At 36.9% G+C, this 11,749-nt stretch carries 10 protein-coding genes and 2 pseudogenes; 1 reads left to right on the top strand and 11 read right to left on the bottom strand.

Going from position 1 to position 11,749, the window contains the following annotated elements; translation table 11 throughout:
- Positions 1-127: 127 nt before the first annotated feature.
- From ltrA to CLOCL_RS08240, 8 genes and pseudogenes are all read right to left on the bottom strand, one after another.
- Positions 128-1,426, bottom strand: a complete 1,299-nt coding sequence (gene ltrA, locus CLOCL_RS08265) for a group II intron reverse transcriptase/maturase (protein ID WP_014254896.1) — start codon at positions 1,424-1,426, stop codon at positions 128-130.
- 15 nt (positions 1,427-1,441) lie between these two features.
- A complete protein-coding gene (locus CLOCL_RS22125) occupies positions 1,442-1,669 on the bottom strand; it encodes a hypothetical protein (protein ID WP_144686997.1) in 228 nt (75 codons plus the stop codon).
- A 303-nt stretch (positions 1,670-1,972) separates the two neighbouring features.
- Positions 1,973-2,173: pseudogene (locus CLOCL_RS23945) on the bottom strand (enoyl-CoA hydratase/isomerase family protein); the annotation flags it as partial.
- Between the two features lie 66 nt (positions 2,174-2,239).
- Positions 2,240-2,947 carry an alpha/beta fold hydrolase gene (locus tag CLOCL_RS08260; RefSeq protein WP_014254895.1) on the bottom strand — a complete coding sequence of 236 codons (708 nt, stop codon included), beginning with the start codon at positions 2,945-2,947 and terminating at the stop codon, positions 2,240-2,242.
- 139 nt (positions 2,948-3,086) lie between these two features.
- Positions 3,087-3,647, bottom strand: a pseudogene (locus CLOCL_RS08255) (GNAT family N-acetyltransferase).
- Positions 3,648-3,714: 67 nt separating this feature from the next.
- A complete protein-coding gene (locus CLOCL_RS08250; RefSeq protein ID WP_027621439.1) occupies positions 3,715-4,461 on the bottom strand; it encodes an enoyl-CoA hydratase/isomerase family protein in 747 nt (248 codons plus the stop codon).
- Positions 4,462-4,609: 148 nt separating this feature from the next.
- Positions 4,610-5,281: a class I SAM-dependent methyltransferase gene (locus CLOCL_RS08245; protein ID WP_014254893.1), complete on the bottom strand. Its 672-nt coding sequence runs from the start codon at positions 5,279-5,281 to the stop codon at positions 4,610-4,612.
- A gap of 526 nt (positions 5,282-5,807) precedes the next feature.
- A complete protein-coding gene (locus CLOCL_RS08240) occupies positions 5,808-7,433 on the bottom strand; it encodes an MBL fold metallo-hydrolase RNA specificity domain-containing protein (protein ID WP_014254892.1) in 1,626 nt (541 codons plus the stop codon).
- A 366-nt stretch (positions 7,434-7,799) separates the two neighbouring features.
- On the opposite strand from CLOCL_RS08240, the gene CLOCL_RS08235 reads away from it, so the two are divergent.
- Complete coding sequence (locus tag CLOCL_RS08235) at positions 7,800-8,591, top strand: YdcF family protein (RefSeq protein ID WP_014254891.1); 792 nt, start codon at positions 7,800-7,802, stop codon at positions 8,589-8,591.
- A 21-nt stretch (positions 8,592-8,612) separates the two neighbouring features.
- On the opposite strand, the gene CLOCL_RS08230 is transcribed toward CLOCL_RS08235, so the two are convergent.
- The 3 genes from CLOCL_RS08230 to CLOCL_RS08220 all read right to left on the bottom strand — a co-directional run bounded on the left by CLOCL_RS08230 (position 8,613) and on the right by CLOCL_RS08220 (position 11,747).
- Positions 8,613-9,623 (bottom strand): M15 family metallopeptidase, encoded by a 1,011-nt coding sequence (locus CLOCL_RS08230; protein WP_014254890.1) that lies wholly within the window; start codon positions 9,621-9,623, stop codon positions 8,613-8,615.
- Between the two features lie 61 nt (positions 9,624-9,684).
- Positions 9,685-10,662 (bottom strand): M42 family metallopeptidase, encoded by a 978-nt coding sequence (locus CLOCL_RS08225; RefSeq protein WP_014254889.1) that lies wholly within the window; start codon positions 10,660-10,662, stop codon positions 9,685-9,687.
- A gap of 59 nt (positions 10,663-10,721) precedes the next feature.
- Positions 10,722-11,747 carry a M42 family metallopeptidase gene (locus tag CLOCL_RS08220; RefSeq protein WP_014254888.1) on the bottom strand — a complete coding sequence of 342 codons (1,026 nt, stop codon included), beginning with the start codon at positions 11,745-11,747 and terminating at the stop codon, positions 10,722-10,724.
- Between the last annotated feature and the right edge of the window lie 2 nt (positions 11,748-11,749).

The raw sequence follows: 11,749 nt of genomic DNA, 5'->3' as shown, positions 1-11,749 counted from the left end.
AAACCCAGTAAAATCAAGGCTTACAGCGGCGATAGAGTAGAGCAGTGGGGTTACCACCGCCCCCTCATCAAACCGTACGTGCAGTTTTCCCGCATACGGCTTTCCGATATTCTTCTTCCTTCAGCATTCAGCCGCACATACTTGCCAGTCCCGCTTGCTTAGTCAATTCTCTGACTTTAGCAGCATTCCCTAGCCTATAGTTACGTTGTTTCTTCCGATTGTACCAACGGGTAAACTTAAAATTGATATACTTATCTATCTTCCATAACCATGGTCTTGCAAATCGTCTGGCATAATAGTTTCTCATGCCAATGATTTTAGGATTGAGCAACTTAACCATCTCTTCCATGCTCAACAGCAATTTGCTCGGACTTGCAAACACCTCTTTGATGTTAGCCCTCATTTTCTTCATAGCCTTCTTGGACGGTATCTGCTGTAGTGTCCAATACCACTGCCAGCTTTTGTTTCTGAATCGCTGAAATCTGTTGTTGAAGCCGAGAAAATCAAAGCTGTCTTTTCCGAAATACATATCAACAAGCCTTGTTTTCTCACTATGCAATGTTAGTTCCAGCTTTTTCATAATCCATTTTACAGCACGCAACGCTTCTTCTGCTTGAGATAACTTCTTGCATAATATCACAAAATCATCTGCATATCGTACTAATTCTCCCAAGTGTCCGAACCTCTTACTCCAACATACATCAAAATAATTCAAATATATATTGGATAACAGTGGTGAAATAACTCCGCCCTGGGGTGCACCAACAGTACTTTCACTGTATTGCCCGTCTTCCAGCACTCCTGCCTTCAGCCAGCCTTTTATCAGCTTCAGCACCCTTCGGTCAGTTATTCTCTGTTTGACCAGCAAAAGCAGCTTATCATGGTTGATGCTCCCAAAATAATCTCTTATGTCAGCATCTATTACCCATAATGCTCCGCCTTTGTCTGCCATTTCATATATCCTGTCCATTGCCTGTTTTGCATTTCTTTTCGGTCGGAACCCATACGAGCAAGGCTGAAAATCTGCTTCAAATACCGGCTCTATTACTATCTTTGCCGCCATCTGCACTATTCTGTCCTTAATCGTAGGTATTCCTAATGCTCTTTTTCTACCATCTTGTTTTGGAATATAGGTTCGTCTGACAGGCTTGCACCGATATTTCTCTGCCCGCAAATCTTCTGCTATTTCGTCCAGCAGTTTTTCTTCGCCGTACGCTTTCACATCATCAATGCTGACTTTGTCAATACCGCCTGCTCCACCATTCTGTTTTACCCGTTTCCATGCTTCTTCCAAGATGTCCTTACGGTATATCTTGTCATACAACGCATAGAACTTTCTCTTTCGGTCAGCTTTGGCTGTAAGGTATAGTCTGTTTTGGAAGTCTCGTACTTTTTCATGGGTGTTTATAGCTTTTTCGGCAATCACCGGCACCTACCTCCTTTACAGACTTGAATAAAGTTGTGCCCCTTCCCTATGCACAGTTTTGTTGTCTGTACAATCCTTGGTACTATGAGCACTTCTGACTGCCTCTTTGCAGAAAGCAACTTCGCTTTTGCTTATATGCATCCTCTTTACAGTTTCCTGTGCAAAGTAGGCTCTCTCCAGTTCCGGCAAATACTTTCCTGACGTGTCGCTACCTCTACACCGCAGGGTTCTTAGGTATTGCATTTAGGGTTCTTCATACCATCTGCTGTCTTCGCTGTTGATGTCCCAGCTCGACTCCCTGTTGTTCCCTTTCGGGAATGTCAATAACGGTGCGGCAGTATTCACTTTATGTTACAACCCGCCAGTTTGCCTGCTCCTTTCGGAACATTCCGTAACGCTTCAACGCATAGATTACTCCATACGCTGGTTACTGACTAAGTGGCTGCCCTACCTTTACCACTGCAGGACTTTCACCTGCTAGCATTTGCCAGCTTAGCTGGACGCACACATCAATGTGACGCACTCCACATGAGTCGAGTCGATAGATAGGTCAGAACTATTTGTAATTTCGCTCACTAATCCAATACGCAATGCCTCTTTTGCATCAATTTTACAACCTGTTAGGCAAAGTTCTCGCGCTATACCGTCTCTAACTATCTACCTTAGAGGAGTATAAAGCTAAGGTGCGCCAAATTTAACTTCAGGATAACCTAACGTTGCAGAATCGGAACATATCCATATATCACAATAGAATTGATATCTAAAAGTCTATTTTTAATTTCCTTACACGTAAACATACTATAGTCCTTTTCATTATCCTATTACCTGGTTTATAAAATTAATTACCTCATCCGAGTAAAAATAATCTTCATGAGCAATGTTATCAAATATTTTTATTTTCGGATTTTTGAAACTGCATGAAAGCTTTTCTTGTAAAGAAAAACTTAAAACTTCATCACCGGAAGATCCAATAATATAAACCGGACATTCTACTTTTTCAGCATATTCCGAAGTGCGTATATTATTTGATATAAATACCTTTAATGGTCCCCAGAATACGGGAATGATTTTATTATATAAATCTGAAATATCTCTGTACCCTGCAGCAATGACCAAAGAGTAACATTCTCGGACACTTGTCAGATATGTTGCCATTCCTGCTCCATAACTATGTCCCATTATTATAATCTCACTGTCGGGATAGTGATTCCTTGCCCATTCATATAGATCTTCCGCGGATTTCTTCATCGTTTTTAAATTCATTTTACCTCTGCTATCCTGAGTTCCGTAATAATCTACTGAAATAAAAGGGTAATCAAATTTTGAGGAATTTTTACCAACCGAATTATATGCAATATAGTTAGAACCGCCAAAGAACAATATAATCTTATTGATATTTTTCGACTCAAGATTATTGCCATAACCGGTCAAGGTATCATTAAACTGAATAAATTGCGGAACACAAGAAATATCTGTCATCTTTTTTGCGTTTTTGTAAAATGAATAGCTTATTGTTTGCATAATAAAATTGCATCCAAATTCCACTATTAAGAACACATTATGATCTTAAAAAAAATCCTTATACTATCCATGTTTTTAGCCTTTCCGTATCCCCTCATATTTCTTTTATCAGATAGATATCTATCCCAATCGTCGGATTTTATTTTCGGCTAAAATACTCATCCCGGAGCAAGCTGTACATGCATGAGTCAACAATTCCCTGATTGTTGTAATCAGCCTGTCGAAATGTTCCTTCTTATTTTAATCCGCATTTCTTCATAACATTGCCGGATTGGGGATTATTGTGATCATGCTGTGCTTCGATTCTATTAACTCCCACCTCTTCAAACAGAAACGGTATAATAGCACTAAATGCTTCACTGGTAATTCCTTGATGCCACCATTTCCTGCCGATACAATAGCCTATATGTACTATATCAAGATTTTCTTTCATCTCCACAACAGAAATACTTCCAATGGGTTCACCAATACTTTTCAGCTCGATTGCCCATTGATAAAAGGCAGGGTTTTCATAAGATGCAATCCATTCATTTGTGACTCTTTCAGTTACAGATATATCTTTGTGGGTTGCCCAACGAAGATACTTGGTGACGGCTTCATCCGATGTCCAGTTTTTATATGCAAAACAGATATCATCCTTAGTAAATTTTCGCAGAATTAATCGTTTGGTTTCTATTGTCTTTGTACCCTTATGATTCATGACTACCTCTCTATATTGTTTTATTATTTATTTAAATAGGTAAAGTACTTGTAAGTAAATAAACTATTCATTTCATACCATTTTGCTGTGAAAACCCATTCTTAGCTTTTGGCAGTAAAATTTCTTGAAATGCCTTATCATGCTCAATAAGGAAAGATTCTTCAAATCCTTTTTCAGTATTACTTATAAAATACGACTTTATATATTTTATTGTATCTGACGGAGCTTCCAAAATGGTTTCACCGATTTCAATTGCACGCTGTAATAGTTCAGAACTATTTGTAATTTCGCTCACCAATCCAATTCGCAATGCCTCTTTTGCATCAATTTTACGGCCTGTCAGGCAGAGTTCTCGTGCAATACCGTCTTTAACTATCCACCTTAGAGGAGTATAAAGCGGAGGTGCACCAAATTTTACTTCGGGATGCCCAAATGTTGCAGAATCGGAACATATCCGTATATCACAAAGGGTTGCCAAATCAAATCCACCACCCATTGCCGCCCCATTTATAGCAGCAATCGTTGGCTTTGAAAATTTCCAAATGTCCCTGTGATATTTTGAGGAAGATTCAAAAAGTTCATCAAATATAGAAGGATTATTAAACTCATTTAAATCGAACCCGGCTGAAAATGAACTGCCTGCTCCGGTAAATATTACAACATTTATATCTGATGACTGCTCCAATTCACATAAACAATCAGAGATCTCAATTCTCATCTGAATGTTTATAGCATTTCGTTTTTCAGGGCGATTTAAGGTAATCAACCCTATGCCGTCTTTCACCTGTCTGTACTGAATAGTGCTATATTCCATCATTCTGCACCTCCATGTTTTTATATGTTCTGTGTGTTTTTTGCATCCATTCATTCGCCGTTAAGACGCTGCAAAATCTCATCACCTGAGTAATTAAAATTGGGTAGTATTTATGATAGGCAATTTAAGCCAAATAACAAATTCACTATTATTTAATAGCAGCAATTACAGAAAATTTATGATATGAATACAAGCATTTCACCTCTGAAAAATTACATCTATATAACATCTCAATCTCCGTTTCAACCGAGCATTCCCTATCTAATTTTCTGCGTTCCTTCCACAGTTCAATATCACGCTCCGTTAACCCGCTGTTATATAATTGATTCTCCCAATATGAATTAAACCACTTATTCATATTAGCTGCTCCTGCACAAAACTGATCATAATTAACGAACACTCCACCTTTTGGCAGCTTATTATAGATGTTCCTGAACAATTCTTCTTTTTGCATATCTTCTAAATGGTGGATTGATAATGCTGAAATGATGGCATCAAAATCCCCCTCTGGAAGCTCTTTTGTATAATCTAATATTCTATGTTGTATTCTATCAATTCCGGCAAATCTTTTTCTTGAAATTTCCAGCATTTCATCGGCAATATCAACTAATACATACTCCGCTGATTGACACTCCTTATACCAATAATATGTAAGTAATCCTGTTCCGGCTCCCAGATCCAATACGCGCCTCGGTGTATTGATATTGGAAATAATCAATTTGGTAGTGTTTTCATAATAATCATCAAAGCAAGGAATAAACTTTCTACGATTACAATCATACTCTTTAGCAATCAAATTGAATTGTTCTTCTATAGTCATAACTTTTCCTCCCAATTTTATTGGAAATACGCCCGGCTCAGTAAATAAGAATTTTTTCTGCCATCCTTTGTTATTTTATTTATTATCTCAGATTATTGACCAAATTGCCAATATTTTGTTTGTCAAACTTACTTTTCGTATTCAATCAATCGGAATTATCTTAACGTTATCGCCCTACATTTTCCAGTTTAGTATATCATATCTTATGGATCATGGTATAATTATATAGTAAAGTTTTTTAGAGAATTTTTAATTATAAATTTTATCCTTAGCTTAAACATTAAAAATTATTGTCGATCTACTGATTACCGCCCATGTCGCCATCCAGTTAAATAGCAGAAAACATAAAAGAGGATACATTGTGCTATAACAACAGTTCTCTAGTATCAACCTATTCAAATCCCTTGTAAGTTTTCAGGGCTAGAAGATACGTACACAATCCTTTTTAAATAAAAAATTAACTGATGTAATTATTAAAATACCCGATACTCATAAAAAGAGCATCGGGCATTTTAAAATAAAGTTTCTACTTTAAAACATCAACTATGGACTTCTCTATACACTTAAGTTTTACTCTCAATTCATCCACTTCAACATCCGATTTTTCATTCTTCAAATCATTTATTATAATATCTGAAAGCTCATCAATTTCTTCCTTCAAAGTCTCCAACAAATCAATTATGGCAAGTCGTTTAAAGGAAATTTCCGATTTTATCATTTCAGCCGACTCAATTACCTTATCACCGGTAATTACAAAACTCTCACCTTTTTCAGGTATAATCGTATCGATGTTAAATCTATCATTAATTTCTCTGGCAAAGCTAGTCATTGATTCCTCTTCACCATGTACAATAAATATCTTTGAAGGTTTCTTATAAAATGCCTCTATCCAATTGAGCAGCCCGTCTTTATCCGCATGTCCTGAAAAGCCTTCTATCATTTCTATACGAGCATTTACAGATATTTCTTCTCCAAAAATTTTTACTTTTTTAGCACCGTCTATCAATTTGCGACCTAAAGTACCCTGAGCCTGATACCCTACAAACAATATAGTGGATTCTTCACGCCATAAATTGTGTTTAAGGTGATGCTTAATCCTTCCTGCTTCACACATTCCACTGGCAGAAATTATTATGGCACTGCCGCTTCTTTCATTTAGAGTCTTCGACTCTTCCGGTGTTCTGGTAAATTGAAGTCCCGGAAAATCCAAGGGATTGTCTCCATTGTTTATGTACTCTCTGGCCTCTTCATCATAGCAATCAAGGTTATTTCTAAAAACTTCTGTGGCAGATATGGCCAGCGGACTGTCTACAAAAACAGGAATACTGAACAGCTTTTTCAGTTTGCCATCGAAGGATTCCTTTTCCTTATTAAGTTCATATATCACTTCCTGGGTTCTGCCGACAGCAAAGGACGGTATGACTACATTTCCGCCTTTATCTATTGTTTCGTTTATGATATCGACGAAATATTCAAATTTATTGGTTTTATTTTCATGAATTCTGTTCCCGTAAGTAGATTCAATTACAAGATAATCTGCACTTTCTATTATGGATGGATCTCTAATTATTGGCATATCTCTATTGCCCAAGTCTCCGGAAAATACAATTTTGGTTTCCTTACCCTTTTCCATAATCCAGAATTCGATAATTGCAGACCCAAGTATATGGCCGGCATCATTAAAACGTACTTTGATTTCGTCGTTAATTTTTATTGCTTCTCCATACCTGACTTTTTTAAAAAACTTCATACAATCCAATGCATCCTGATAAGTATAAATAGGCTCTAATGGAGGTTTTCCTGCCCTAAGCCTTTTTTTATTCTTCCACTCGTTTTCAGACTCCTGTATATGACCGCAGTCGGGAAGCATTATCTCACATAGTTCTACCGTTGCTTTAGTTGCATATATCTCTCCCTTAAAACCGTCTTTGCAAATTTTAGGTATCTTTCCACTGTGGTCAATATGAGCATGGGTCAAAAATATATAGTCCAATTCAGCCGGATTTAATGGAAGTGCTTCCGAATTCAATGCTTCTTCCTTTGCCTGTCCCTGAAACAAGCCACAATCAACCAAAAACTTCGTATTCTGGGTTTCAACCAGACAGCATGAACCGGTAACAGTTTTTGCTGCACCTAAAAATGTTATTTTCATATAAGCACCTCCAAATTTTATCGATAAATTAAGTTAACAAAACATGGGAATAATACTCAGACCTTTGCCGGATTACGAAAAATTCCTGTCTACCTGTTTTATTCGCTGTTATATCCAAAAACTCCTTTTTTATTTTTCCTTTGCCAATATAATATTTCTATTAAATTTTTATAAAATAGTTGAAACGTAGTCGCATTATAAGTAATTTTAATTTATAATGTATTATAGGTTTATTGTAAAGCATATTGACAAATATTTTTCGATGCGCATTTTAAAAGAGCCAGAAATTAATTTTAAATTTTTGCTATAGCCGCAATAGTGGCTTATACAGTTTTGATTATAAAAATAGGAGTGTAGAAGTTATTTATGAAAAAATGGATAGATAAAGCCATAACATATATTGGTTTAATCTTAGGTATAATAGGTGTGTTGGATACAATTATTTTAATTATCGCCGAAACAGGAGTAAATTTCGGTATACTGTTTCCTCTATTGGCCGGAACTGTTTTAATAACATATAACGTGCTAAAAATAAAAGGAATATTCAGCTTGTCAAAAATACAAAATACTATTTTGCGAAGGACAATAAAAATATGTGTATGGGGATTTATAATATCTTTTGTTGTAGTAGTAGGACTTATTTTTTCCAATGCTGATGCAGACCCATACACCGATGTGGACTATGTAATAATTCTCGGTGGAGGATTAAAAAATGGTCAAGTAACAAAAACTCTGCAATATAGGTTGGATCAAGGCATATTGTTCCTAAAAGAACATCCTGATTTGGAAGTAATAGTAACTGGCGGAGTAGGACTCAGAGAAACTATTTCCGAAGGCGAAGCCATGAAAAACTATCTTGTGGCAAATGGCATACCTGAAGATAAAATTATAGTTGAATCCAAAGCCACCAGCACCATGGAAAATTTCAAATATACAAAGCAAATACTCAATGAAATGACCGGAAGAAGCGATTATAAAGTTTTGGTTGTCACAAGTGATTTCCATATGGCAAGATCTAAGGTTTTAGCCTCGGTAAATGGCTTTATTCCTTACGGAATACCTTCCAAAACAGAAACTTTAGTGTTCCCCAACAGCGTAATCCGGGAATATTTCGCTGTGTTTAAATCTTTAGTAGTAGATATAATTCTCAGCTGGTAAAATACAATTTTATACTTTGTTCTATATTTTATCTATTGTTTCAATATAGCCCTTAACCGCTTCATCTTCCGAAGGAAAGCCATAATACCACGGGTCTATCCTTTCAAAATCCTCAACATGATACCGGGCTTTTATGATAAGTTCCGGTCTGTATTCAAAATGCAGAATGTCAAAGTGTGCCCATTTTCCGCCCCATATAAAATTATTGTCTTCCATAATTTTTACAACTTTTCTTGGATATTGATTCAATCTCTGCTGCCCCAATTCTCTGCTTGCCCACTTCCAATAATCCCTTTTATCGCTTCTGAAATCTATCGCAATACCAAAAGCATGCGGACTTAATTGGTTTGTACCTGCAATAACACGGTAGTTGTATGTACCGTTAACCGGAAAAATATTTGCCGATAAATTACTGCTTGCAGCAGTACTTATTTCCTTTACCGCCTTCTTTAACGATTCAGCTGCATTATTTCTGTCATTAAACAGACATACCTTTCCGCCCATATTAACCCCTTTTAAACTTTTCTCTATCTCCTTGCGGGAACCTCCGTAGACCTCTTTTAAAAATTTATAGCACCTTATCCTGCCCGGGTCATAGTTCTCATCCATTAATTCTGAAATATCGGACAGCGGATAAAGCATTTCCAGTGTATCTTGCAAATCTGCATTTGCCAGCTTCTGCTCGTATGTTTTAGGGATTTTATCGTCATACAAAATTTTTGTGCCGGATTTCATGACTACATATACTTCATCTCCGGTACCTCTTTCAAACCCCGATACATATTCAGGATAGGCCATTATAAGGCACAGTAAATCCCTTTTCATATTTATTTCATATATATCCTTTTCGGTAAAATCCGTATCGTATTCTTCACTGTCTAACCGGTAATTCATGTTATAGTTATTGTTTTTTTCATCTTCAGTCACAAATAAAGACTCTGATCGCTCTGTCAAAACATCTTTTTTATTTTCAACACAGCCAGAGAGCATAAGCAATATTAAAGCAAAAAATAAATAGGCAACTTTTTTCAAAATTCTGTCCTCCTGTAAAAACGAATTTAAATTGCCTATTATATTTTTATTCACCAATGGTTTATTTTATTGCTTCAATTAGTAATTTTACCGCATTTTCAATATCTTCAAGGCTTGCAGCTTCCACCGGGCTGTGAAGATATCTGCAGGGAATTGAAATTGCACCCGACGGAACTCCTCCTGCTGAAATATGGATTGCACCGGGGTCACTGCCGCCATACTCAAGTACCTCAAACTGATACGGTATATTTATATTCCTGGCCGATTCTTCCAATAATTTTTTAACTTCAGGATGGCATATTACTGATCTGTCCTTTATCTTTATGGCAGGTCCGCCTCCGCATTTTACTTCCATAAGGTTTGCCTCGGGAGTATCTCCTGTAGCAGTGACATCTACTGCAATTGCAATATCGGGCTTCAACTGGTAAGCAGCTGTTTTTGCCCCTCTAAGTCCCAATTCCTCCTGAACGGTAAATACAAAATATATCTCATTATCTGTCTGGGGCAGACGCTTTATAGCTTCAATAAGTACTGCACATCCGCTTCTATCGTCAATTGCTTTGGATATAACCATATCTCCCTGCCTTACAGCATCTCCCACAAAGCAGGCAACATCGCCAATGCGAACTAATTTTTCAGCCTCTTTTTTATCCTTTGCACCGATATCTATATACATCTTTGACAGTTTTAAATTCTTCATATCTTCCAGTTTATCCTCGTAAAATACTGCACCCACTGTACCGTTTTTGAACTTTACTTTCTGTCCCAAAGAAACAAAGGCTGAAACTCCTCCAATATTGGAAAACCTTATAAATCCCTTTTCATCGATATAAGTTGCCATCACTCCAATTTCATCCATATGTGCTGCCACCATAATCTTTTTGCCTTTTCCCGGTTTTGTGGCAATAAGATTACCCAAAGTATCCACTCTTATTTCCTGTATATCATTCTTTATTTCATTAATGATAGTCTCCCTTATTTCTTCTTCATTGCCTGAAACACCAAAAGATTGTGTCAACCTTTTTATTAACTCAAACATTTATAATTCCTCCTGTTTTATGTCCTATTCGCATTTCCGTAGCTATTTCTTTTACTTTATCAATAAGCTTCTTCTCTTGTTCCAAGGTCTTTTAAAACTGCTATTACTATATCCTTGCAACTGTTAAAGTCCTTTTTGCTCATAACCGATACCGGGGAATGAATGTACCTGCAAGGTACTGATATAGAAGCAGTTACTACTCCGCTTCTGCTCATCTGAATTTTTCCCGCATCATTGCCTCCGGTATTGGTTTGTTTAAATTGTACCGGTAATTTGTTTCGTTGTGCCAACTCATATATATAATTAACAAAATTCTTGTCGGGATACGATGTACGGTCCATTATTGTAAGGGCTGCCCCTTCACCTAAGACTGTAGAATACTCACTCTTTTCCACTCCAGGTACATCGGAACAAGTTGTACCCTCAACCACCAATGCAATGTCGGGATTAACAGTATAGGCAGCAACTTCAGAACCTCTGAGCCCTACTTCTTCCTGAACCGTAAAGCAGGCATACAAGTCAAATTCATATCTTTCTTTCAGTGCCTCCATAAGTATTGCACAGCCCACTCTATCGTCCAAAGCCTTTGCCTTTACAAGCCCGTCGCCAAATTCTGTATAGGGACTGTGAAAAGCAATATAATCTCCCAATGACACCAATTTCTCAGTTTCTTCCTTTTTATCGGTGCCAATATCTATATACATTTTCTTTAACTTCACATTAGCATTCCGTTCATCTTTTTCTTGCATATGAATAGGTTTTGAGCCAATTACCCCAGGAATCTTTTTTTCTCCAACCAATACTCTCTTGCCAGGAAGTATTCTTTCATCAATACCTCCAACAGTGGCAAATTTTATAACACCACTATCGCCAAAACCTGTAACCATAAATCCCACTTCATCCATATGGGCTGAAAGCATTACCTTGAGTTTTTTGCTTTTGCCTTTCTTAAAGGCAATAAGATTTCCCATCGAATCAATTTTTATCTCATCGGCCAATTCCTTAATATGCTCTTTTATAAATTCCCTGACTTCGTCTTCATTTCCCGAAACCCCATTTAATTCTGTAAGTTCTTTTAAGTACACGT

Origin of the sequence: Acetivibrio clariflavus DSM 19732, from assembly GCF_000237085.1 — a bacterium.
Classification (GTDB): Bacteria; Bacillota; Clostridia; order Acetivibrionales; family Acetivibrionaceae; genus Acetivibrio; species Acetivibrio clariflavus.
Note: the sequence above shows the minus strand (reverse complement) of the source record. Positions and strands in the feature narration are given on the sequence as shown.

Bases quoted from the DNA above. Each gene is read 5' to 3' on its own strand.
- CLOCL_RS22125 (WP_144686997.1), bottom strand. From the start codon at position 1,669: ATGCAATACCTAAGAACCCTGCGGTGTAGAGGTAGCGACACGTCAGGA.
- CLOCL_RS08260 (WP_014254895.1), bottom strand. From the start codon at position 2,947: ATGCAAACAATAAGCTATTCATTTTACAAAAACGCAAAAAAGATGACA.
- CLOCL_RS08250 (WP_027621439.1), bottom strand. From the start codon at position 4,461: ATGGAATATAGCACTATTCAGTACAGACAGGTGAAAGACGGCATAGGG.
- CLOCL_RS08245 (WP_014254893.1), bottom strand. From the start codon at position 5,281: ATGACTATAGAAGAACAATTCAATTTGATTGCTAAAGAGTATGATTGT.
- CLOCL_RS08240 (WP_014254892.1), bottom strand. From the start codon at position 7,433: ATGAAAATAACATTTTTAGGTGCAGCAAAAACTGTTACCGGTTCATGC.
- CLOCL_RS08235 (WP_014254891.1), top strand. From the start codon at position 7,800: ATGAAAAAATGGATAGATAAAGCCATAACATATATTGGTTTAATCTTA.
- CLOCL_RS08225 (WP_014254889.1), bottom strand. From the start codon at position 10,662: ATGTTTGAGTTAATAAAAAGGTTGACACAATCTTTTGGTGTTTCAGGC.